Raw genomic sequence first — 23,586 nt, 5'->3', positions numbered from 1 at the left:
CGGGGTGGGCGCCGTTGTTCATACAACCTGACTAGAGAAAGAGCGGCGCTTAACCGCGCCGCTCTCCCTCAAAGCATTACTTCAGAACGTGAGCGATCGCGTTGGCGACAGCATCGAGGTTACGCGTATTCAGGGCAGCCACACAGATGCGGCCCGTGCTCACCGCATAGATGCCGAATTCTTCACGCAGACGGTCCACTTGCGCCGACGTCAGCCCCGAGTACGAGAACATGCCGCGTTGCGCGTTCACGAAGCTGAAGTCGCGGTCCACACCACTTGCCTTCAGACGTTCCACCAGACCGTTACGCATCGCACGGATACGGTCGCGCATCTCGGCGAGTTCCGTTTCCCACGTGGCGCGCAGTTCCGGCGAAGCGAGAACGGCTGCGACCACCGAGCCGCCGTGCGTGGGCGGGTTCGAGTAGTTCGTGCGGATCACTCGCTTCAGTTGCGAGAGCACGCGGGAAGCCTCTTCCTTGCTGGCCGTGATGATCGACAGTGCGCCGATGCGCTCGCCATACAGCGAGAACGACTTCGAGAACGATGACGACACGAACACATTCAGTTCAGCCAGCGCGAACAGACGCACAGCCGACGCGTCCGATTCGATGTTGTCGCCGAAGCCTTGATAGGCGATGTCGAGGAACGGCACCAGGCCGCGCGCCTTGACGACTTCGACGATCTGTTGCCATTGGGCCGCGCTCAGGTCGACGCCGGTCGGGTTGTGGCAGCAGGCGTGCAGCACGACGACCGTGCCTGCCTCATAGCCGTTCAGCGCGCTCAGCATGCCTTCGAAGTTCACGCCGTTGGTCTTCGCGTCGAAGTACGGATACGACACGACTTCGAAGCCGGCGCTTTCGAACAGCGCACGGTGATTTTCCCAGCTCGGATCGCTGATCGCGACCTTGGCGGCCGGGTTCAGGCGCTTCAGGAAGTCGGCGCCGATCTTCAATGCGCCCGTGCCGCCCAATGCCTGCGCGGTGACCACGCGGCCCGCGGCGATCAACGGCGAGTCGTTGCCGAGCAGCAGCTTCTGGACGGCCGCGTCGTAAGCCGCAATGCCTTCGATCGGCAGGTAGCCGCGCGGCAGCGCCGCTTCGACACGCGCCTTTTCCGCGTCGCGCACGGCGCGCAGCAGCGGAATCTTGCCTTCTTCATTGAAGTACACGCCCACACCCAGGTTGACCTTGGTGGTACGCGTATCAGCGTTGAAAGCTTCGTTCAGGCCCAGGATCGGGTCGCGGGGAGCAAGTTCGACGGCGGAGAACAGAGACATGATGGTTCGGCAGTAGTAAAAAAGAGGGGCGGCAGCGAAGAGCGCAGCATGCCATTGTAGCGAATCCTGACGGGTTTTTTGACCCATCCTGTCCACGGGGCGGGATTATTTGCTTGAAAAACAGCGCTTTGGCATCAGATTCGACAAGCCGGCGGCGCCTTGATGTCCGCGGCGGCGGCCCTGAAAAAGGGCGGCAACGTTACAGCTTGCATGGCTATACGGGCGCTTCTTTACCGCATCGGAAGCGGCTCGCGTCCAGCGAATCAAGCAAGTCATCCCTCGGTCGCCGGCTCAGCCCGCGCTCCCGCAAACCGCTAGAATAGTCCTTTGCCCAGGCCCCGGTGCCGCACACATGTCCGAACATCATCTGACTGAAGTCAACGACGCTCTCGACGAGTCGAAATTCGTGACGTTCGAAGGCTCGCCGTTCCAGCTCTATCAGCCGTACGCGCCTGCTGGCGACCAGCCCACCGCTATCGACACGCTCGTCGAAGGTGTCGAGGATGGCCTGTCGTTCCAGACGCTGCTCGGCGTGACCGGCTCCGGCAAGACCTTCACGATGGCGAACACCATCGCGCGGCTCGGCCGTCCGGCGATTGTCTTTGCGCCGAATAAAACGCTGGCGGCGCAGCTTTACTCGGAATTCCGCGAGTTTTTCCCGCGCAACGCCGTCGAGTACTTTGTCTCGTACTACGACTACTACCAGCCGGAAGCGTACGTTCCGCAGCGCGACCTGTTCATCGAGAAAGACTCGTCGATCAACGAGCATATCGAGCAGATGCGGCTCTCGGCTACGAAGAGTCTGATGGAACGGCGCGACGTGGTGATCGTGGCGACGGTGTCGGCGATTTACGGTATCGGTAACCCGTCCGAATATCATCAGATGATTCTGACGCTGCGCACCGGCGACAAGATCGGTCAACGCGACATCATCGCGCGGCTGATCGCCATGCAGTACAACCGCAACGAAACCGAGTTCCAGCGCGGCGCGTTCCGCGTGCGCGGCGACACGATCGACATCTTCCCGGCGGAACACGCGGAAATGGCGGTGCGTGTCGAATTGTTCGACGACGAAATCGAAACCCTGCAACTGTTCGACCCGCTGACGGGCCGTGTGCGTCAGAAAATTCCACGCTTCACGGTGTACCCGTCGTCGCACTATGTGACGCCGCGCGAGACCGTGATGCGAGCCGTGGAAACGATCAAGGCCGAACTGCGCGACCGGCTCGAGTTTTTCTACAGCGAAGGCAAGCTGGTGGAGGCGCAGCGTCTCGAGCAGCGCACCCGTTTCGACCTGGAAATGCTGCAGGAACTGGGCTTCTGCAAAGGCATCGAAAACTATTCGCGGCACTTCTCGGGCGCGGCGCCGGGCGAACCGCCGCCGACGCTGGTCGACTACCTGCCGAGCGACGCCCTGATGCTGCTCGACGAATCGCACGTGCTGATCGGTCAGTTGAACGGTATGTACAACGGTGACAAGGCACGCAAGGAGAACCTGGTCAACTATGGTTTCCGTCTGCCATCCGCGCTCGATAACCGTCCGCTCAAGTTCAACGAGTTCGAACGCAAGATGCGCCAGGTGGTATTCGTGTCGGCCACGCCCGCTGATTACGAGCAGAAGACGGCAGGGCAGGTGGCCGAGCAACTGGTCCGGCCAACCGGCCTCGTCGACCCCGAAATCGAGGTGCGTCCGGCGCGTACCCAGGTTGACGATGTGCTCGCCGAAATCAACGAGCGCGTCAAGGCGGGCGACCGCGTGCTGGTCACGGTGCTGACCAAGCGCATGGCTGAACAGTTGACCGAGTTTCTCGCGGACCACGGCGTCAAGGTGCGTTACCTGCACAGCGACATCGACACGGTCGAGCGTGTCGAAATCATCCGTGATCTGCGGCTTGGCACGTTCGACGTGCTGGTGGGGATCAACCTGCTACGTGAGGGGCTCGACATTCCGGAAGTGTCGCTGGTGGCGATTCTCGATGCGGACAAGGAAGGCTTCCTGCGCGCCGAACGCTCGCTGATCCAGACCATCGGCCGGGCCGCGCGGAACGTGAACGGCCGGGCGATCCTGTACGCGGACCGCATCACCGATTCGATGCGCCGCGCCATCGACGAAACTGAACGGCGCCGCAACAAGCAGATCGCCTTTAACCTCGAGATGGGCATCACGCCGCGTGGTGTGGTCAAGCGCATCAAGGACATCATCGACGGCGTCTATAACGTCGACGAAGCGCGCGCGGAGTTGCAGGAACAGCAACAGCGCGCGAAGTTCGAGGACATGTCCGAGAAACAGTTGTCGAAGGAACTCAAGCGGCTCGAGAAGCAGATGATGGAGCACGCCAAGAACCTCGAATTCGAAAAGGCGGCTCAGACGCGCGATCAACTGGCGCTGCTGCGGCAACGGGTATTTGGCGCCAATGTCGGCGACCACCTGACCGGCACCAGCTAGTTACGTCACCTCTAAGCTCCATCCTTCCTACCCGACTCTGACCTCAGGCGAAGCCTTCTAGTAAGGATTCGCCTGACGGTCGTGTCAGGACAATCCCCGTTTTTGACGTCTCATGAAATCCTTGCTGAGAAAGGGTTTCCCGGCGTCGTCATTTGTTTTCGACTCCAAAAACTGGTAAGATTCGCTCAATAATACGAATAGTTCGCATTAGCGTTAGTAATTATGAGAAAGTGTATTGAATGCTGAGCGGGCACCGGTTTTGGCGCTGGCGTTCAGCATTTCAGTCTAAAAAACAAGGAGTTTCAATGCGGGTTTCTTCATTCGTGCGCGGCGGCATGGTAGCCGTCGCAGCGGTGGCAGCCATCACGGCAACGGCCGCCGAGTATCCGATCGGCAAGCAGCAGATTCAGGGTGGCATGGAAATCGGCGCGGTCTATCTGCAGCCGATCACGATGGAACCGGAAGGCATGATGCGCAAGGCATCCGATTCGGACGTCCACCTCGAGGCCGACATCCACGCGGTCAAGAACAACCCGACTGGTTTCGCGGAAGGCGACTGGATGCCTTATCTGCAAGTGAGCTATGAACTCACGAAGGCCGGCTCCACCCAGACGCAGAAGGGCGACATGATGGCGATGGTCGCCGACGACGGTCCGCACTACGGCGACAACGTCAAGCTGCAAGGCCCTGGCAAATACCACCTCAAGCTCTTTATCGCACCGCCGATGCAAACCGGCCACATGGCCTTCGGCCGTCACGTCGACAAGGAAACCGGCGTGGGTCCCTGGTTCAAGCCGTTCACGCTCGAATACGACTTTACGTATGCGGGCATCGGCAAGAAGGGCGGGTACTGATCAACGCGCGGCATTTGTCTGGAAGGGCCCATGAGAATCAACCGAAACATCGCGATCCTCGCCATGACGAGTTCGCTCGTGGGCGCCGCGCACGCTGCCGACCTGCCCACGTTCAAGCTTGAAATGGCGGACGGCACGCTCAATCCGGCGCGCATCGAGGTGCCGGCCGGACAGCGCATCAAGATCGAGGTGCGCAACACGGGCAAGGGCGCGGCTGAATTTGAGAGCGTCCAGTTGCGTAAGGAGAAGGTGCTCGCGCCGGGCGCGGATTCGTTCGTGGTGATCGCGCCGCTGTCGCCGGGTGAATATAAGTTTTTCGACGATTTTCATCAGCAGGCACAGGGTGTGATCGTCGCGAAGTAGGTCCGGCAGTATTGAGTGCGGGCGCCTGGCGTCCGCTCAGGTAGCAGGAGAAGTTCGATGGGTCAGGTGTTGTTCATCGTGTGGCGGGAGAGCGTCGAGGCGCTGCTGGTCGTCGGTATTCTGTACGCGTGGCTGAAGAACGGCGACGACAACGCGCGCCGCGGTCTGCCGTATTTGTGGGCGGGCGTCGGCGCGGGCATCCTTGCGGCGATCGCGCTCGGAGCTGCGTTGATCGGATTCACTGAAGTCCTGTCCGGCGACGCGCAGGACTACTTTCAAACTGCGATGGTGCTGGTTGCGTGCGTGCTGATCGTGCAGATGGTGCTGTGGATGAAGCGGCATGGCCGCACGCTCAAGCGTGACATGGAGCAGTCGCTGCAACAGAGCACGCGCGACTCGAACTGGTGGGGCATCGCCGTGCTGGTCGCACTCGCAATCGCGCGTGAAGGCAGCGAAACGGTCATCTTTCTGTATGGCCTCGGCTTCGGCCAGTCGGGCCACGTCGACGGCGGCCAGATACTGGCCGTGCTGATTGGCCTCGCTCTCGCATTCCTGACGTTCTACGTGTTGCAACTGGGTGGCAAGCTTTTCTCGTGGCGGCTCTTTTTCCGCGTCACCGAGATCATGTTGCTGTTTCTCGGTGCGGGCCTGTTCCAGACCGGCGTCGACAAGCTGATCGACAAGGAAATTCTTCCCACGTTTGTCGATCAATTGTGGAACACCTCGGCGCTGCTAGACGATTCGAGCACGTTCGGGTCGCTCGTTGCCACGCTCACTGGCTATCGCGCGCATCCCGCGCTGATGAACCTGATCGCGTATGCGTTGTACTGGGGTATCGTCTATCTGCTGGTGCGCCGCGCTAACCGGCAGCCGGCGCAGCAGGCGGCGGGGCGCGCAGCATGAGAGGGGCGTTGCGCCGCTCAAAACACCTCGACCACGCCAACCCCGCGAGCGGCCCAGGCCGGCTCGCAGCGGCGGGCCAGTGGATGCAGCGTCACGGCGCGCTGATTCGCGGCATCCAGTGGGTCGTCGTCGCGGTATACGCGTTCCTGATTCTCGTGCCGGCGTTCTCGCCGTTGCCGGACGAAACGGCGCATCTCTGGAATAACCTGACGCTTGCCGCGCAGTTCGTGTTCTGGGGTATCTGGTGGCCGTTCGTGTTGCTTTCCATGGTGATGCTGGGTCGCGTATGGTGCGGCGTGCTGTGCCCCGAGGGCACGCTCGCCGAGTTCGCCAGCAAATTCGGCCGCGGCTGGGCGATTCCTCGCTGGATGCGCTGGGGCGGCTGGCCGTTTGTCGCCTTCGGTCTCACCACCATTTACGGTCAGATGGTGAGTGTCTATCAGTATCCGAAGGCGGTGTTGCTGGTGCTCGGCGGCTCGACTTTTGCCGCGATGATTATCGGCCTGCTGTATGGGCGCGAGAAGCGCGTCTGGTGCAAGTATCTCTGCCCCGTCAACGGGGTTTTCGCGCTTCTGGCGCGACTCGCACCGTTTCACTACAAGGTCGACGAAGACGCCTGGCGCCGCTCGTATAAAGAGGGCGAACACGGCCATCGCGTGATTCCGATCAATTGCGCCCCGCTGGTGCCGCTGCGCAGCATGAAGGGTGCGGCGTCGTGCCATATGTGCGGCCGCTGCAGTGGACATCGTGATGCGATTGCCTTGACATGGCGCGCACCGTCGTCGGAAATCGTGGAGCTTGGCGATCGGCAGGCAAGCGCCTGGGACACCGCGCTAATTCTGTATGGACTGCTAGGCATTGCGATTGGCGCGTTTCACTGGACGGTGTCGACGTGGTTCGTCGATCTGAAGATGGTTCTCGCCACCTGGCTCGTGGATCACGATATCACCTGGCCGCTCGACACCAACCCGCCGTGGTTTCTCTTCACGCACTATCCTGAGCAGAACGATGTATTTTCGTGGCTCGACGGCTCGCTCGTGATCGGCTACATCGTTGCGACTGGGCTCGTCTACGGCACGATCCTGCTGGTGTTGCTGATGGGCGCATCCCGCACGCTGGGCAAGTTTGCGACGACGGAGCGGCTGCATCATCTCGCGCAGGGGCTGATTCCGCTCGCGGGTGCTGGCGTGTTTCTCGGGCTGTCGGCGACCACACTGTCGCTATTACGCGCCGAGCATGTCTCGCTGTGGTGGGCGACGGATCTGCGCATTGCCATTCTGGCTGTGGCCAACCTGTGGAGCGCCTGGCTCGCATGGCTCGTCACACGCCGCTACAGTGAGCGGCTTTTCCAGCGCGGCTTTGCGATGGTGTGGTTTATCACTGCACTCGCCGTTGTCGATAGTGCGTGGTGGCTGATGTTCTGGGGCTGGACGCGCTAGCGGCGCGTTGAACACCAACTACTCCACCCGCGCTTCCGCAGACAGCGCCGCAAACACAAAAGCCGTGGGATGTCGCCATCCACACGGCTTCTTCATACGACTCGTTCAGCAGTTGCGACAAGCGCTTTGGCGCATGTCCGCGTTGGGTGGGAACCCAAAAAAACGGCGTGGCTTGCTGTGACGGCTGGCTTGGTGTGTTTGCACGAAGGGGTCTAGATCTCGCGTGCAAGCCGTCGTTGCTGGCTAATGCCCAACACCTCTCGAGGAGGTGGTCCCCACAATACCCGGTAGATACCTCGTTACTTGGTCAGAATCAGTTTGCCGAGCCGCGTGGCGCGAAGCTGGTAGGTCTCGCCGTTATGCACGATGCTGACGTGACTGCGGCCCTGGAGCAGCGTCTCGCTACGGACTGCCGGCGCGGAAGTGTTTGCGGCCGGCGTCGACGGACTGCGTTCGGCGGACGGCCGCGGAGCAGCGGTCGTGCTGATGGCTTTCGGACGGCTGGTTAGCGCAGCCGCCGCTGGGCGGCGCAGGCTAAGCGTAGAAGAGCGTGTGAGGTCGTTCATTCGTTCCGTCGGTTTGTCGATTCGATGGAGTGATTCTAAATGATAATCGTTCCCATTTACAAGATCGACAAATTCATCGGATTACAGTTTCGATAGCTGGGGCTGGTAGGTTCACCGCAGGAGCGGTGAGCGCAACGCGTATACTTCACCAACTCTAGCAATACCCGCCCCGCCAGGCCTCAATGCAGCGCGCCAGGCGCCTTGTTGCCTTGCACGTACTGGCGAATCAACCGCACCGTATCGATGTCCGACTCGCGGTACGCCGATTTGACGATCTCCTGCGTTTGACGTGCATCCTCGTCGTCGGAAACGGGCAGGGTGGTGGTGTATTCGAAGCGCAGGAACAACTGCAACTCGTCGGGCTGCTCGATGGTCATCGTGAGCGAACCGCCTACGTGCGATTCGGTGGCGAGGATGTCGTAGCGCACGCTCTGGTTGGCGAGCAGCGTGACGCGGTCGCGCACCGTAGCCTGCCCGTAGTGCAGTTCGCGCTCGAGCGTGTCCCCGGTACGCGACAGGATCGTGCATGTGTCGAGCCCCAGCACGAACAGTTGCGGCTGTTCGGCGCGCAGCACCAGTCCTTCCCACAACTGCTCGCGGGTCATGGCTTCGACGAACGGATTCAACGGGTCGTTGATCTGGATTAGGTGTTCGAAATTCAAAACGGAGGCTTCCTCTTCAAGCTAAGCGATGCCCATGTTGTCAGCGCGCGCGGCGTTAGGCAGCGGCAAGGCCCGTACGGATCGTGATCGGATGCGTCAGGATCTTGTGGACCGGACACGCGTTGGCGATCTGCAGCAAGCGTTCGCGTTGCTCGTCGGACAGCTCGCCCTCGAGCACGACTCGCCGGTCGATCGTCGAGCCCTCGGCTCCGGTCTCGATGGATAGCGTCACACGCACGTCGGCCAGCGGCCAGCCCTTGCGCTGCGCATACATCTTCAGCGTGATCGAGGTACAGGCGCCAAGGCTCGCCAGCAGCAGCGTCACCGGGGCAGGCCCGCGATCGCCGCCGCCGAGCGATTCCGGTTCATCGGCGATCCAGGTGTGTGTGCCGTCGTCGAGAAGAACCTGGAAATTCGTCGCGCCGATGTGGGCGGTGACGGTGGACTCTGCCATGCGCGCTCCTGAACAGGGACGGGGGCGCCGCGCGGCGCAGGGTACAGAGGTCAAGGGCGCGCGGCATGAGCCGCTATTGTGAACGAAATCGCCCGGCTTCGCGCCGCAGAGGTCACGGCAGCACGGCGCCGTTAGCGGGCGCGCCGCATACGGCCGTCGCGCCCGCCTGCCGCGCAGGGGCAACGCTCAGTGCGTGATCTGCCCCATCCGCCCGGCCTGGTAATCGATCACGGCCTGGCGAATCTCGTCCTCGGTGTTCATCACAAACGGCCCGTAGCGCACCACCGGTTCCTTCAGCGGCGCGCCGCCCAGCAGCAACACATCGAGCGGTTCCTCGCCGGCGGCCAGCGTGACCGTATCCCCGTCATTGTTGAACACAACCATCTGGCGAGGTCCGATTTCGCTGCGAGACTCGCCGTAGAAGCCGTTGCCCGACAACCCATAGGCGAACACACGGTAATTCGCCGGCACGGCATGCTCGATCTTCGCGCCCGGTTGCAGCGTGAAATGCTGGTACAGGATCGGCGTGCGGGTTTCGATGGCCGCCGCCACGCCCAGCGCTTCGCCCGCAATCACCTTCACGCGCACCTGGCCGTCCGCAGAGGTCGCCACCGGAATCTTTGCCGATGGCATCTCCTGATAGCGCGGCGCGATCATCTTGTCGCTGCGCGGCAGATTCACCCACACCTGCAGGCCATGCACCCGGCCGCCGGTACGCACAAATTCCGGATCCGGCATTTCGCTGTGGACGACCCCGGCGCCTGCGGTCATCCATTGCACATCGCCGGCGTTCAGCGTACCCGAGTGGCCCGCCGAGTCCTTATGGCCGAACTGGCCCTCAAGCGCGTATGTGACCGTTTCGAAGCCGCGGTGCGGATGATCCGGCGCGCCCTTGGCTTCGCCGGGCGCGTAGTCGATCGGGCCCATTTCGTCGAGCAGCAGAAACGGGTCGAAGTCCATCAGCATGCGCGTCGGAAACGGGCGATGGACGATAAAGCCGCCGCCTTCGGTCGTGCGAACCGCGGGATACGTGCGTTCGATCGTGCGTGTCGAGCTCATCCAAAGTCACCTTAAAAAATGGGGAATAGCACTATTTCTGAAACATAGAGCTATTATAGGGACCGTTTTTAGCGGTGCCAGCCACCCTCACGCAATGGATTGTTCTATTCATGGAACGATGAGATGAAGATCGATTCGCACAATCTGAACGACCTGATGTACTTCTCGCAGGTCGTCGAGCACGGCGGATTCTCCGCGGCCGAGCGGGTGCTGGGCATCTCGAAGTCACGTCTGTCGCGGCGTCTGACCGAGCTGGAGGCGTCGCTCGGGGTGCGTTTGCTGCAGCGCTCCACGCGCAAGCTCGCGCTGACCGAGGCGGGGCAGCTGTTCTATCAGCATTGCCAGGCGATGCTGTCGGAGGCGCAGGCGGCCGTCAACGTGGTGCAGCAGCTACGCTCGTCGCCGCGCGGCTCGGTGCGCGTGAGCGTGCCGGTCACCATTTCGCAGACATTGCTCTCGCAGATCCTGCCGGAATTCATGCACCGCTATCCAGAGGTTCGGGTGGTGATGCGCGTGACCAATCGCGTCGTCGACCTGTTTGAAGATTCGATTGATGTTGCATTGCGGATCCGCTCGGAGCCGCCGGAAAACGCCAATATCGTCGTTCGGCCGTTGTGGCGCACGCAGCAGATGCTGGTCGGCGCACCGAGCCTGCTGCAGCAAAACGCGCCGCCGCTCCTGCCATCCGACCTGAACCGCTTCGAGACGCTCGATACGCCCACCACCGACGGCCGCCACGTGTTTCAGCTGATCTCACCGGACGGCACGCGACACATACTTGAACACGAACCACGTCTGGTGAGCGCCGATCTGATGACGATCCGCGAGGCGGTGCTGGCAGGTGTCGGCATCGCCGCATTGCCCGAAATGATGTACGGCGCTGCGCTGCGCGCCGGGCAGTTGTCGCCGGTGATGCCGGGATGGACGCTACCTGCGCCGCAGCTCTATGCGGTGTTCGTTTCGCGGCAGGGCATGGTGCCTGCGGTGCGGGCGTTCGTCGACTATCTGGTCGAGATGCTGGACCCGGATACCGGCAAGCACACCATTGGCGAATGCCCGGAGGCTGCAGCAGAAAAGCGCAAGACCGTGCGGACGACGATCGAGCAATCCATTGCTCAGCCTACGACCGTTTGAAGCACTGCGTCATATCGTTTTGGCATTTAAGCGCCGCCTGTGATGAGTACTTTCAATGGGTCTTTGCTTGAATGCGTGGGCTGGCGGGCTTATAGTGAAATCCCTCCGCTAAGGAGTCTCCTATGCGGAAACTCATGGCCGCTATCATAGCGAGCCTGATAGGGCTGATCGCGCTGTCCGTGTCGAACACGGCTGTCGCATGTGGAGTCGCTCGCTACTCATCCGATAGCAGGTGATCTCGCCGCCCGAAGGCGCCTTGTGCGCACAAAAAAAGGCCTTCATCCGACGATGAAGGCCTTTTACTTTTAGCCCTGAAAATCAGGGCTATTTTGCATCCGGACGGTGCTGGCGCTAGTGTTAGTGTTAGTGGCTGACAGGCTGCGTCACGAAGCCGATTTTCGTGAGACCGCCGGCCTGCGCCGCTGACATGACCTGTGCAACCTTTTCATAGGCCACCTTACGATCTGCGTTCAGATGCAGTTCAGGTTGCGGGCTTGCCTTTGCGGCCTGTTCGATCTTGGCGCGCAATTCGTCGTCGCTGACCTTCTGTTCATCCCACAGCACGGTGCCGTCAGCTTGCACCGACACGTTCACCTGCACCGGCCTGGTCTCTTCTTTCTGGCTGCTTGCATGCGGCAGATCGACTTTCACGGCGTGGCGGATCACCGGAATCGTCACCATGAAGACGATCAGGAGAACCAACATGACGTCGACGAGCGGTGTCATGTTGATTTCGTTCATCAGGCCATCGTCATCGTCGCTGGCGAAGGGGCTCATTCCCATCGGAGTACCTCGCTGATCAGTTGGCGCGCGTGGCGAGTCGCAGCCCGTCGCCACGCTTGGACGACGACAGGCGCGCGCCCGTCACGAAGAACGCATGCAGGCCGTGGGCGAAACGGTTCAGCTTGGTGACGAGCGCCTTGTTCGCGCGGGTCAGCGCGTTATAGCCGAGCACCGCCGGAATCGCCACGAACAGGCCGAAGGCGGTCATGATCAGCGCCTCGCCGACCGGCCCGGCTACCTGATCGATCGAGCTCTGGCCGCTCGCGCCGATCGCCAGCAGCGCGTGATAGATGCCCCACACCGTGCCGAACAGACCGACGAAGGGTGCCGTGCTGCCGATCGACGCGAGGATCGCCAGGCCGCTCTGCATGTGGGCGATGCTGTCGTCCATGGTGTCTTTCAGACAGCGCGTGATCCAGTCCGACACGTCCATACGGTCGTGCAGATGCGGTTGCGTCTGGTGATGGTGATCGGCCGCTTCCTGACCCGACAGCGCGAGCGCGAGAAACGGATTGTCCTGCGGCGACGAGGAGCGTGCGCCCAGTTTCTGCACGCCGTCCGTGAGATCGTCGGAATGCCAGAATGCCTGTTCGGCATTCTTCGTCAGACGTTTGAGGCGCACCACGTTCCAGCCTTTGATGACGATGACGCTCCAGGACAGCACCGACATGATCAGCAACGCGAGCGCGATGCCGCGCGTCACGAAATCCCCTTGGGCCCAGACGTGGGCCAATCCGTAGTTCTGCATTGCGATTCCTTTTTTTAAAATCTGCTTGAGTCGGTCAGTTGCGCTCAGTTGAGTTCAGCCACCTGCGCCTAGTCATTCAGACCGAATTCGTACGGCTGGGTGTAGGCGGCCCGCATCGGCACGCCGTCCTCGAGATACGGCTTGCACGTGCTTGCGCGCACGGCGGCGAGTGCTGCGTCGTCGAGGCGGTCGAAGCCGCTGCTTTTTTTCAGGGCGATGTCCTCGAGATTGCCGTTCAGACCCACGACAAACCGGACGTAGGCGGTGCCGGCTTCGCCGCGACGCCTCGACAGCATCGGGTAATCGGGCTTCGCGATATTGCAGTCGAGATGCGTGACGTTCTTGGGTGCGCTGATTTCCATCGTCGGCCGACCGATGGCCGGCGCAGCCGCGGCCGTCGGGGCCGGCGCCGCTGGGGCGGCCGGAGCAGGCGGTGCGGACGGCGCGGCGGCGGGCGCCGTCGGCGAAGGCGCTGCCGCTTGCGGCAAGGGCATCGGCGTCGGCTTGGGCGTCGGAGTAGGCCGCGCCTGGGCCTTCGGCTTCGCGTGCGGGACGGGCGGCGTCGGCTTGGGCGGCGGCGGGGCGATCGATTGCACTGCGGCGGGCGCGGCCACCGGCGCGGGACTCAACAACTCGGCGGTCAGAGTGCGCGACTCGATGGGGCGCACCGGCTCGTCGTGACGTACGCTCATGATCACCGCAAGCAGTGCGACGTGAATCAGGGCGACGGCAGCGATGGCTGTAACCGCGCGGGAATTCATACGGCTGGAAGGCGCCGGCCCGAGGCTGGCTGGGAGGGAGTGCGAGGCGGGCATGTCAGCGCGGCCAGGCGCCGTCGATACCGGGTCTACGACAAGACAGCGTCATTTTCGGAATATCAGCAGCGAGATACATAGGGTGGTCACGAAACCAATCAGCAATTCCATCTCGAACTCCTTGACGGGGTGAGCGGGTAGCTGGCTCGTACGTATACTGGCTTGCTGACGGCAGTGGACTAAAGCGTGAAGCCGAGGCGGCCGGGACGCTTGAGGCACGGCGGGAGCGCCGTGCCGGCAGGATCAGGCGGCCTTGCGTTCGTAGAACGTGAGCGGCACCGGATGTGCATGATGCTCGACCCCACAGCGGCTCGCGCAGACACCGCTTTGCGCCATCACATCGCGCACGGACTCTTCGCACTTGCCGCAGCAGGTAGCGACGCCCAGCTCGAACTGAAGCTCATCGAACGAGTCGACGCCATCCGCGATCGAGGCACGGATCTTCCGGTCGGAAACAGACTTGCACACGCAAACGATCATGGTGGGTCGTAATAGCTAACGTTAATGCGAATTATTATCATTATGTTTGATGCATTTGGCAAGCGTCCTGCGGGAATTTTTGTAACAAAACCAGCCTGTTAGGAGGGATAACCTGGTTTAGAGTTGGGGGCGGATGGGGTGTCGGCTGTGTGGGGTGGGGCGGGCGGCGGCCGGCGGGGCCGGCCCAGCCCAGCCCCTTAAGCAGCCTCGGAGTCAGCCGCGAGTGTGCGCCGCGACGGAATTACGACGCGCTCTACCGGGGCGTCGACGTGCAACAGTGTGGCGGCGAGTTGTTGCAGATGCGCACCGTCACTGGTCGAGCAAAACCGGGGCAGATCGACTGCCGAGCCCGGCGCGGCGCGCAAGCCGTGCTGATCGAGAATGCGCTCCACCTGCCGGGCAATAGCAACGCTGGTATCGATCAGCGTCATGCGCTCACCGACGATATCGCGGATCGCCGCATCCAGAAACGGATAGTGCGTGCAGCCGAGCACCAGCGTGTCGGCGCCGGCGTCGAGCATCGGTTGCAGGTAGCTGTCGAGCAGCGCGCGCAACTCAGCTGAGCCGATATCGCAGCGTTCGATGGCCTGTACCAGTCCATGGCCAGGCTGGCAGAGAAACCGGCAGTCCGCGGCATAGCGTTCCAGCAGTGTCTGAAAGCGGGCGCTACGCAGCGTCACCTGAGTGGCGAGCACGCCGGCCACGCGGGATTTCGACTGCAGGGCCGCCGGTTTGATACCCGGTTCGACGCCGATCAGAGGAATCGGCAAGCGCTCGCGCACCAGCGCAATGGATTGAGCCGTCGCGGTGTTGCACGCCACCACCAGCACTTTCGCGCCCTGCTTGACGAGCCATTCCCCGATCGCGAGTGTGCGGTCGGCGATGAAATCGTCGTCGCGTTCACCGTAAGGCGCGTACAGCGAATCGGCCACATAGATGACCGCTTCGTCAGGCAATTGCGTGCGCAGCGCGCGCAACACGGACAGACCGCCCAGACCCGAGTCGAACACGCCTATCGGAGCATGAGATGCGTGATCCTGCGTCTTGCCTGTGGCATGAGCCTCGCTGACGGCCTGCTCCAGGGAAGCGCTGGAAGATGATGAAGACGAGGTGGGCGCAATAAGGCCTGCGTCTGACGAAGCAGTGTGCATGGGCGCGGTCACGGCAGCAGAGAGGACAGAGAGGGGCACAGGAAAAGGCAAACAATCGAGCCCGCGTCGTCCATCGCAGAGTACGCGGGCTGCATGGCTTAGGACTCGATCGAGCCCATGCCGCTTTGCTGGTAATTCTGGATGCCGACCTTGTCGATCAGATCCAGTTGCGTTTCCAGCCAGTCAATATGTTCTTCAGTGTCGTCGAGAATCTTCACGAAGATTTCACGCGAGATGAAATCGCGTACTGATTCGCAATACACAATCGCTTCCTTGCAGGTGCTCTGCGAAATCTGTTCGAGCTTCAGGTCGCATTCGAGAATCTCTTTGGTTTCCTCGCCGATCAGCAGCTTGTGCAGGTCTTGCAGATTCGGCAGACCGTCCAGCATGAAAATGCGTTCGATCAGCCAGTCGGCATGCTTCATTTCGCCGATCGATTCATCGTATTCATGCTTGCCGAGCTTATCGAGGCCCCAATGCTTGTACATCCGGGCGTGCAGGAAGTACTGGTTGATCGCAGTGAGTTCGTTCTTCAACTGCGAGTTCAGATATTCGATAACCTTCTTGTCGCCTTGCATGATTTTTTCCTTGTGGGACTCTGAAATACGATTTTTCAACAACAATAAACGCCCGACCCAAAAAAGCCAAGGAGCGAAGCATTTTTTGATGCTTACCCGTTGCGAGTCACGGGTTGGTGATGTTGCTGTGGTCTGCTCAATGAAAAAGCCGGGACCGTGAGCCCCGGCTTTGCATTGCCAGATTGGCAGGCACTGAAGTGGGTTTTAAACCGTTGCGACCGGAATCTTACCGATCTTTGCTTGCCATTCCTTCGGGCCGGTCTGATGTACCGACGTGCCATTCGAATCGACCGCTACCGTGACCGGCATATCCTGCACGTCGAATTCGTAGATGGCTTCCATGCCGAGGTCTTCGAACGCGAGCACCTTGGCGCTGCGGATCGCTTTCGACACGAGATACGCAGCACCACCCACCGCCATCAGATACGCCGCCTTGTGCTTCTTGATGGATTCGATTGCAACCGGACCGCGTTCGGCCTTGCCGATCATCGAAATGAGACCTGTTTGCGACAGCATCGTCTCGGTGAACTTGTCCATCCGCGTGGAAGTAGTGGGACCCGCCGGGCCGACCGCTTCGTCGCGCACCGGATCGACCGGGCCGACGTAATAGATCACGCGATTGGTGAAGTCCACCGGCAGCTTTTCACCCTTGGCGAGCATGTCGGCGATGCGCTTGTGCGCAGCGTCGCGACCCGTCAACATCTTGCCCGACAGCAAGAGCGTCTGGCCCGGCGTCCACGAAGCGACTTCGGCTGGCGTGAGCGTGTTCAGATCGACGCGCTTGCTCTTTTGCGTGTCCGGTTCCCATTGCACTTTGGGCCATGCGTCGAGCGACGGCGCTTCGAGCTTCGCGACGCCCGAGCCATCCAGTGTGAAGTGTGCATGACGGGTGGCCGCGCAGTTCGGGATGATCGCGATCGGCTTGCTCGCAGCGTGCGTGGGCGCAGCCATGATCTTGACGTCGAGTACGGTGGCGAGACCGCCGAGACCTTGTGCGCCGATCCCCAGTGCATTGACCTTCTCATGCAGTTCAACACGCAGTTCTTCGATCCAGTCTTTCGGACCACGCGCGATGACGTCCTGGATGTCGATCGGATCCATCAGCGATTCCTTCGCCATCAGCATCGCCTTTTCAGCCGTGCCACCGATGCCGATGCCGAGCATGCCCGGCGGACACCAGCCGGCGCCCATCGTCGGCACGGTCTTGATGATCCAGTCGACGATCGAATCCGACGGGTTCAGCATCGCAAACTTCGACTTGTTCTCCGAGCCGCCGCCCTTGGCCGCGACCTGCACATCGACCTTGTCGCCTGGCACGATCTCGTAGTGGATCACGGCCGGTGTGTTGTCCTTGGTGTTCTTGCGCGCACCTTCCGGCGGGCTCACGATCGACGCGCGCAGCACGTTGTCCGGATTCAGATAACCGCGGCGCACGCCTTCGTTGATCATGTCGGTGACGCCCATCGTCGCATCGTCCCAACGCACATCCATACCCACCTTCACGAACACCGTGACGATGCCGGTGTCCTGGCAGATCGGACGCTTGCCTTCGGCACACATGCGGCTGTTGGTGAGGATCTGCGCAATCGCATCCTTCGCGGCGGGGCTCTCTTCGAGCTCGTAGGCGCGGCCGAGGGCCTGGATGTAATCGAGCGGGTGGTAGTAGCTGATGTACTGAAGCGAATCAGCAATGCTCTGAATCAGATCTTCCTGTTTGATGACGGTCATGGCTAGCTCTGTGGGGACAATGGCGCTTGTTATACGGATCGCAAGGGCTGCGCGATCAGTCTTGCGCCTTCAGGGGAGGGGAAACTGGTTGCTCGCGCTGCGGCTCGTAAAAATGCGCCGGGTGCGTATGCGTGGTCAGACGGTCGACGAAGGCCATCACTACCGCGGACAACAGGAACGCCAGGTGAATGATCACCTGCCACATGATGGTGTGCGTCGTATTCTGGTCCGGGCTGATAAAGGTCTTCAGAAGGTGAATCGACGAAATGCTGATCAGTGCCATGGAGAGCTTCACCTTCAGCACGCCGGCGTTCACGTGATCGAGCCACTCGGGCTCATCCGGATGACCCTCTACGCCGAGGCGCGACACGAAGGTTTCATACCCGCCGATGATCACCATGATCAGCAGGTTCGAGATCATCACCACGTCGATCAGGCTGAGGACGACCAGCATGACGTTGGTTTCGTCGAGCGTCATCGAGGCCGTGACCAGATGCCAGACTTCCTTGATGAACAGGACGACGTAGACGCCTTGCGCAATGATCAGACCGAGGTAAAGCGGCACCTGCAGCCAGCGGCTCATGAAGATGATGGCGGGCAGCGGGCGCATTGGGCGGCGCGTTTTACCAGCGGAGTCGGGGCGCGGAGCGGACATGGGCAAGGATCGTGGCTCAGGGCGATGAATGTGGGCGGCGCGAAATGGCGTGGCATTTCGCACAAAACCGCGGACAAACCCACGGAGACGCTCGCGGAAAAGCAGGCGAACAAGCTCACGGCAGGCGCGCTATTGTACAGCGACACCCGGGTTTACCTGGTGGAGTCCTGCAAACGCGCAGGTCTGGCTTCAAGGTGGAACTGGAACGGGGAGTTCAGTTAGCATTGTAAAAGGGGCGCGTACGAGGCGCCCGGCGCTCGTCCAGCGGGCCTCCGGGTGGCGTGGCCGAAGAAGTGCCTTTGAAACATAAGCGCCAAGGTCTGGCGTTTGCTCCCAGGGTTTGGGCCGCGTCAGGTGGCGAGCCCACAACGGCACCATATCAAGGCTTAAGCGGGTAGCATCCCGCTGTATGAGGCTTGCGTAAGTGGCCGGTAAGTTGCAACGTTTATCTTGAGCGATGAACGGGTCGATCTTCAGACTGCGGCATATTGCAGTGCCGCACGCGGTTTCGCCGTTCGGCTGCGCGGACAGTGAAGGGTCCGCGCGAGGGTTGGAGACAGGTGTCGCGGGCAAAGGCTATGCGGCGCCACCATGACATGACGCGTCACCGGCGCGTCAGCACAGGATTTTCGTTTTATCTTCACCAAGGGGTAGTCGATGTCTGCGATTGAATCGGTTCTTCAGGAACGCCGCGTTTTTCCACCCTCCGCCGAAGCCATGGCGGGCGCGACGATCTCCGGCATGGACGCGTACCGGGCGCTCGCCGCCGAAGCGGAACGCGATTACGAAGGCTTCTGGGGGCGTCTCGCGAAAGAGACGTTGAGCTGGAACAAGCCCTTCACCAAGGTGCTCGACGAGTCGAAAGCGCCGTTCTATACGTGGTTCGAGGACGGCGAACTGAACGCGTCGTACAACAGCCTGGACCGCCACGTCGAAGCCGGTAACGGCGGGCGCGTCGCGATCGTCTTCGAGGCCGACGACGGCACCGTCACCAACGTCACCTATCAGGACCTGCTGCAGCGCGTGAGCCGCTTCGCCAATGCGCTGAAAAAGCGCGGCGTGAAGAAGGGCGACCGCGTGGTGATCTATATGCCGATGTCGGTCGAAGGCATCGTCGCCATGCAGGCTTGCGCGCGGATCGGCGCGACGCACTCGGTGGTGTTCGGTGGCTTCTCGTCGAAGTCGCTGAATGAGCGCCTCGTCGACGTAGGCGCCGTGGCGCTGGTGACGTCTGACGAACAGATGCGCGGCGGCAAGGCATTGCCGCTGAAGAACATCGCCGATGAAGCGCTTGCGATGGGCGGCTGCGAAGCGGTCAAGAGCGTGATCGTCTACAGGCGCACCGGCGGCAAGATTGCGTGGAACGAAGGCCGCGACCTGTGGATGCATGAGCTGACCGAGGCCGAGTCCGACCAATGCGCGCCGGAGTGGGTCAGCGCCGAGCATCCGCTCTTTATCCTCTACACCTCGGGTTCGACCGGCAAGCCGAAGGGCGTGCAGCACAGCACCGGCGGCTATCTGCTGTGGGCCACGCAGACGCTGAAGTGGACCTTCGACTGGAAGCCCACGGATGTGTTCTGGTGTACCGCGGACATCGGCTGGATCACCGGCCACAGCTACATCGCATATGGTCCGCTGGCGCTCGGCGGCACCCAGGTGGTGCTCGAAGGCGTGCCGACTTATCCGAATGCGGGCCGCTTCTGGGACATGATCGCGAAGCACAAGGTCTCGCTGTTCTATACGGCGCCTACCGCGATCCGTTCGCTGATCAAATACGCTGAAGCCGATGCGAAGGTGCATCCGAAGAGCTACGACCTGTCGTCGCTGCGCGTGATCGGCACGGTCGGCGAGCCGATCAATCCGGAAGCGTGGATGTGGTACCACGAGAACGTCGGTGGCGGCCGTTGCCCGATTGTCGATACATGGTGGCAGACGGAGACAGGCGGTCACATGATCACGCCGCTGCCGGGCGCGACGCCGCTGGTGCCGGGTTCGTGCACGCTGCCGCTGCCAGGCATCATGGCGGCGGTGGTCGACGAGACCGGCCAGGATGTGCCGAACGGGCAGGGCGGGATTCTGGTGGTCAAACGTCCGTGGCCTTCCATGCTGCGTAACGTGTGGGGTGACCCGGAGCGCTACAAGAAGAGCTATTTCCCGGAAGAGCTCGGCGGCAAGCTGTACCTCGCCGGCGACGGCGCAGTGCGCGACAAGGAAACCGGCTACTTCACGATCATGGGCCGTATCGACGACGTCCTCAACGTGTCGGGCCACCGGCTCGGCACGATGGAGATCGAGTCGGCGCTGGTGTCCAATCCGATCGTCGCGGAAGCGGCGGTGGTGGGGCGTCCGGACGATACGACCGGCGAAGCCGTGTGTGCCTTCGTGGTGCTGAAGCGCTCGCGTCCGGAAGGCGAGGAAGCGGTGAAGATTGCCAACGACCTGCGTGCGTGGGTCGGCAAGGAGATTGGACCGATCGCCAAGCCGAAGGACATCCGCTTCGGCGACAACCTGCCGAAGACGCGCTCGGGCAAGATCATGCGCCGCCTGCTGCGCTCGCTGGCCAAGGGCGAGGAGATTACGCAGGACGTATCGACGCTGGAGAACCCGGCAATTCTCGATCAGCTTGGCGAGTCGCTGTGAGTGTAGTGTGAGCTTCTGAGGACACCGCGCGGACAACCCCGATTGCCTGCGCGGTTCCTTTTTGATACATAGGCGCATGGCCGCGCCGCATCCCCCCTCTCAATCCGCGCTTCATCCGCCTCCCGAACCGCCTCCGGTCTCGGCGGCGATGGCGCGCGCGCATCGACGCTACTGGCGTTTCAACCTGCTGTCGATCGGCGTATTGATGGCCCTCGGCTTTCTCGTTTCGTTCGTGGTGCCGCTGGCCGCGCCTGCATTGTCGAAGGTCCGTTTCGCCGGTTTCAGCCTGCCGTTTTATGTCGGCGCTCAAGGGGCGATCCTGATCTACGTGGCGTTGATCGTCGTCTATATCGTGCTGATGCAGCGCGCCGATCGTACGCTGCAACGCGCGTTCGATGCGGACGCAAACGTCGACCCTGGCACGACGCCGGCCAGCCCCACCACAGCGCGAGGAAACTGAGCCGATGACGCTCACGCATCGGCTCATCCGCTCGTACGCGTTCTACACGCTAGGGTTTCTGGCCTTCATCTACGTGATGTGGCGCATCGAGAACGTGACGGGGCCGGGCGTGTGGATCGGCTATGTGTTCCTGTTCGTGCCGATCGCTGTGTATGCAGTCATCGGTCTGCTGTCGCGCACCTCCGATCTGGTGGAGTACTACGTCGCGGGACGGCGCGTGCCGTCCGCTTTCAACGGTATGGCGACGGCGGCGGACTGGTTGTCGGCGGCGTCGTTCATCGGTCTCGCGGGTTCGATCTACGCGACTGGCTACGACGGTCTCGCGTATCTGATGGGCTGGACCGGCGGCTATTGCCTGACCGCGTTCCTGCTCGCGCCGTATGTTCGCAAGCTGGCGCGCTACACGATTCCCGACTTTCTCGGCACGCGCTTCTCGAGCAACGCAGTGCGCGGACTCGCTGCGCTATCCGCGATCCTGTGCTCGTTCGTCTATCTGGTGGCGCAGATACAGGGCGTGGGGCTGATTGCGACGCGCTTTATCGGGGTCGATTTTGCGGTGGGGATTTTCTGCGGACTGGCGGGCATTCTGGTGTGCTCGTTCCTCGGCGGCATGCGCGCGGTGACGTGGACCCAGGTGGCACAGTACGTCATCCTGATCTTTGCGATCCTGATTCCTGTATCGATGATCGCGCATAAGGATGGCCTCGGCTGGGTGCCGCAATTTAACTACGGACGACTCATGTCGCGTGTCGAGATTCTGGAGCGCCAGGTGCGCGACTCGCCGCTGGACCAGAACGTACGCGAGAACTACCGGATGCAGGCGGCGCAGTTGCAGACGCGGATCGACAGGCTACCGCAATCGTTCACGGACGCGAAGCAGCAACTGACGCAGCAGGTGGCTGACTTGCGCCGGCATAACGGTCCGTTGCGCGACATCAACACCGGCGAGCGGGCGCTTGAACTGTTCCCGCGCGACGCTGACGCGGCGAGGATCGTGTGGACGCAACAGCGTGAGGCGTTGCTGATGCGCGCGTCGTCGCCGGTGCCGATGGCCGAGCCGTTTCCGGCGATCAGCGCCGAAGACCGGCAGACGCATGAGCGCAATTTTTTGTCGCTGCTGCTGTGTCTGTCGCTGGGGACGGCGAGCTTGCCGCATATCCTGACGCGCTATAACACGACCACGTCAGTGGCCTCGGCGCGACGCTCGGTCGGTTGGACGCTGTTCTTTGTCGCGCTGTTTTATCTGACCGTGCCGGTGCTATCGGTGCTGATCAAGTACGAGATCCTCGCGAATCTCGTGAATCATCCGTTTGCCGATTTGCCGCAGTGGTTGACGCAGTGGCTGAGGATCGAACCGAACCTGATCAGCGTCGCCGATACGAATCACGATGGCCTCGTGCAGTGGAGCGAGATCCAGATGCAGCCGGATATGGTGGTGCTGGCGGCGCCGGAGATTGCGGGGTTGCCGTATGTGATGTCGGGCTTGATCGCGGCGGGGGCGCTGGCGGCCGCGCTTTCGACGGCGGATGGACTGCTGCTGACGATTGCGAATGCGCTCTCGCACGATGTCTACTATCACATGGTCGATCCGGCGGCATCGAGCCAACGGCGCGTGACGATCTCGAAGATTTTGCTGCTGGGGGTGGCGCTGTTTGCGTCGTACGTGGCGTCGCTGAATACGGGGAATATTCTGTTTCTGGTGGGGGCGGCGTTTTCGCTGGCGGCGTCGAGCCTGTTTCCGGTGCTGGTGCTTGGGGTGTTCTGGAAGCGTACGACCCGGCTTGGGGCGGTGGCGGGGATGGTGGCGGGGCTGGTGGTGTGCATTTACTACATCGTTTCGACATATCCGTTTTTCACGCAGATGACGGGGTTCGTCGGGGCGCGGTGGTTTGGGATCGAGCCGATCAGTTCGGGCGTGTTTGGCGTGCCGGCGGGGTTTCTGGTGGCGATTCTGGTGAGTCTCGTGGATCGGAAACCGGACGCTTATACGCGGGCGCTGGTGGACTATATCCGGCATCCGTAAGGCGGCTGGATCGGCCTCTGGCGGGCGTTTGAGGGGTGTTCGAGGTCCGTTTCAGGACAGGGGTGGCGCGGGCTCCGGATTTTGCTATAATTCGGCTCCCGCCGGAGAGATGGATGAGCGGTTTAAGTCGCACGCCTGGAAAGCGTGTATAGGTTAATAACCTATCCGGGGTTCGAATCCCCGTCTCTCCGCCAGAATGGAACATCAAAACCCTGTAAGTTCAATGGCTTACAGGGTTTTTGTTTTTTCTGGCCCATCAAATGGCACATCATCGGGCAGTGTTTCACGGCTGGCCAATGATGCCACTCGGCGTTTGACGCCCGTCTCTCATTCGTCACTCTCCTCCAGAATCCGGCTATGTCCGGTGCG

22 protein-coding genes and 1 tRNA gene are annotated in these 23,586 nt (G+C 61.6%); 10 read left to right on the top strand and 13 right to left on the bottom strand.

What is annotated here, in order from left to right:
- Positions 1-76 precede the first annotated feature (76 nt).
- On the bottom strand, positions 77-1,276 hold the full coding sequence (locus P3T17_RS16330) for an amino acid aminotransferase (RefSeq protein WP_074265269.1): 1,200 nt from the start codon (positions 1,274-1,276) through the stop codon (positions 77-79).
- A gap of 352 nt (positions 1,277-1,628) precedes the next feature.
- On the opposite strand from P3T17_RS16330, the gene uvrB reads away from it, so the two are divergent.
- The 5 genes from uvrB to P3T17_RS16305 all read left to right on the top strand — a co-directional run bounded on the left by uvrB (position 1,629) and on the right by P3T17_RS16305 (position 7,281).
- Positions 1,629-3,722, top strand: a complete 2,094-nt coding sequence (gene uvrB / locus P3T17_RS16325) for an excinuclease ABC subunit UvrB (protein WP_074265268.1) — start codon at positions 1,629-1,631, stop codon at positions 3,720-3,722.
- Between the two features lie 305 nt (positions 3,723-4,027).
- Positions 4,028-4,576 carry an iron transporter gene (locus P3T17_RS16320; RefSeq protein WP_429407877.1) on the top strand — a complete coding sequence of 183 codons (549 nt, stop codon included), beginning with the start codon at positions 4,028-4,030 and terminating at the stop codon, positions 4,574-4,576.
- Positions 4,577-4,606: 30 nt separating this feature from the next.
- The gene (locus P3T17_RS16315) at positions 4,607-4,939 is read left to right on the top strand and encodes a cupredoxin domain-containing protein (RefSeq protein WP_429407875.1); all 333 of its coding nucleotides are present in this window, start codon (positions 4,607-4,609) and stop codon (positions 4,937-4,939) included.
- Between the two features lie 57 nt (positions 4,940-4,996).
- Positions 4,997-5,842 carry an FTR1 family iron permease gene (locus P3T17_RS16310; RefSeq protein WP_429407873.1) on the top strand — a complete coding sequence of 282 codons (846 nt, stop codon included), beginning with the start codon at positions 4,997-4,999 and terminating at the stop codon, positions 5,840-5,842.
- A gap of 83 nt (positions 5,843-5,925) precedes the next feature.
- On the top strand, positions 5,926-7,281 hold the full coding sequence (locus P3T17_RS16305; protein WP_429407915.1) for a 4Fe-4S binding protein: 1,356 nt from the start codon (positions 5,926-5,928) through the stop codon (positions 7,279-7,281).
- 299 nt (positions 7,282-7,580) lie between these two features.
- Here P3T17_RS16305 and hemP read toward each other — a convergent pair whose 3' ends face one another.
- From hemP to P3T17_RS16285, 4 genes are all read right to left on the bottom strand, one after another.
- Positions 7,581-7,847 carry a hemin uptake protein HemP gene (hemP, locus tag P3T17_RS16300; protein WP_074265263.1) on the bottom strand — a complete coding sequence of 89 codons (267 nt, stop codon included), beginning with the start codon at positions 7,845-7,847 and terminating at the stop codon, positions 7,581-7,583.
- Between the two features lie 179 nt (positions 7,848-8,026).
- Positions 8,027-8,509 carry an SRPBCC family protein gene (locus P3T17_RS16295; protein WP_074265262.1) on the bottom strand — a complete coding sequence of 161 codons (483 nt, stop codon included), beginning with the start codon at positions 8,507-8,509 and terminating at the stop codon, positions 8,027-8,029.
- 55 nt (positions 8,510-8,564) lie between these two features.
- Positions 8,565-8,963 (bottom strand): OsmC family protein, encoded by a 399-nt coding sequence (locus P3T17_RS16290; protein ID WP_074265261.1) that lies wholly within the window; start codon positions 8,961-8,963, stop codon positions 8,565-8,567.
- 186 nt (positions 8,964-9,149) lie between these two features.
- Positions 9,150-10,022 (bottom strand): pirin family protein, encoded by an 873-nt coding sequence (locus tag P3T17_RS16285; RefSeq protein ID WP_429407871.1) that lies wholly within the window; start codon positions 10,020-10,022, stop codon positions 9,150-9,152.
- Positions 10,023-10,145: 123 nt separating this feature from the next.
- On the opposite strand from P3T17_RS16285, the gene P3T17_RS16280 reads away from it, so the two are divergent.
- The gene (locus P3T17_RS16280) at positions 10,146-11,156 is read left to right on the top strand and encodes a LysR family transcriptional regulator (protein WP_429407870.1); all 1,011 of its coding nucleotides are present in this window, start codon (positions 10,146-10,148) and stop codon (positions 11,154-11,156) included.
- Positions 11,157-11,519: 363 nt separating this feature from the next.
- Here the strand turns inward: P3T17_RS16280 and P3T17_RS16275 are convergent, their stop codons facing one another.
- The 8 genes from P3T17_RS16275 to P3T17_RS16240 form a co-directional block, all read right to left on the bottom strand.
- Positions 11,520-11,939: an ExbD/TolR family protein gene (locus tag P3T17_RS16275; protein WP_429407869.1), complete on the bottom strand. Its 420-nt coding sequence runs from the start codon at positions 11,937-11,939 to the stop codon at positions 11,520-11,522.
- A gap of 16 nt (positions 11,940-11,955) precedes the next feature.
- Complete coding sequence (locus P3T17_RS16270) at positions 11,956-12,687, bottom strand: MotA/TolQ/ExbB proton channel family protein (RefSeq protein WP_074265257.1); 732 nt, start codon at positions 12,685-12,687, stop codon at positions 11,956-11,958.
- 68 nt (positions 12,688-12,755) lie between these two features.
- Positions 12,756-13,502 carry an energy transducer TonB gene (locus tag P3T17_RS16265; protein WP_429407867.1) on the bottom strand — a complete coding sequence of 249 codons (747 nt, stop codon included), beginning with the start codon at positions 13,500-13,502 and terminating at the stop codon, positions 12,756-12,758.
- 243 nt (positions 13,503-13,745) lie between these two features.
- Positions 13,746-13,982, bottom strand: a complete 237-nt coding sequence (locus tag P3T17_RS16260) for a (2Fe-2S)-binding protein (RefSeq protein ID WP_074265255.1) — start codon at positions 13,980-13,982, stop codon at positions 13,746-13,748.
- 197 nt (positions 13,983-14,179) lie between these two features.
- Entirely contained in the window at positions 14,180-15,133 is a 954-nt protein-coding gene (gene murI / locus P3T17_RS16255) for a glutamate racemase (protein WP_429407865.1), read from the bottom strand.
- A 98-nt stretch (positions 15,134-15,231) separates the two neighbouring features.
- Entirely contained in the window at positions 15,232-15,711 is a 480-nt protein-coding gene (gene bfr, locus P3T17_RS16250; protein WP_074265254.1) for a bacterioferritin, read from the bottom strand.
- Positions 15,712-15,915: 204 nt separating this feature from the next.
- The gene (locus P3T17_RS16245; RefSeq protein WP_429407863.1) at positions 15,916-17,439 is read right to left on the bottom strand and encodes a fumarate hydratase; all 1,524 of its coding nucleotides are present in this window, start codon (positions 17,437-17,439) and stop codon (positions 15,916-15,918) included.
- Positions 17,440-17,494: 55 nt separating this feature from the next.
- A complete protein-coding gene (locus tag P3T17_RS16240; protein WP_429287465.1) occupies positions 17,495-18,049 on the bottom strand; it encodes a TIGR00645 family protein in 555 nt (184 codons plus the stop codon).
- Between the two features lie 702 nt (positions 18,050-18,751).
- On the opposite strand from P3T17_RS16240, the gene acs reads away from it, so the two are divergent.
- The 4 genes from acs to P3T17_RS16220 all read left to right on the top strand — a co-directional run bounded on the left by acs (position 18,752) and on the right by P3T17_RS16220 (position 23,411).
- Entirely contained in the window at positions 18,752-20,734 is a 1,983-nt protein-coding gene (gene acs / locus P3T17_RS16235; protein ID WP_429407861.1) for an acetate--CoA ligase, read from the top strand.
- Between the two features lie 76 nt (positions 20,735-20,810).
- Positions 20,811-21,194 (top strand): DUF4212 domain-containing protein, encoded by a 384-nt coding sequence (locus tag P3T17_RS16230; protein WP_429407859.1) that lies wholly within the window; start codon positions 20,811-20,813, stop codon positions 21,192-21,194.
- 4 nt (positions 21,195-21,198) lie between these two features.
- Entirely contained in the window at positions 21,199-23,217 is a 2,019-nt protein-coding gene (locus tag P3T17_RS16225; protein WP_429407857.1) for a sodium:solute symporter family protein, read from the top strand.
- A 103-nt stretch (positions 23,218-23,320) separates the two neighbouring features.
- A tRNA-Ser gene (locus P3T17_RS16220) sits at positions 23,321-23,411 on the top strand.
- Positions 23,412-23,586 lie beyond the last annotated feature (175 nt).

Source organism: Paraburkholderia sp. GAS82 (genome assembly GCF_050436285.1).
Classification (GTDB): domain Bacteria; phylum Pseudomonadota; class Gammaproteobacteria; order Burkholderiales; family Burkholderiaceae; genus Paraburkholderia; species Paraburkholderia phenazinium_B.
The sequence above is the reverse complement of the archived record's forward strand: the minus strand, read 5'-3'. Positions and strand labels throughout refer to the sequence as shown.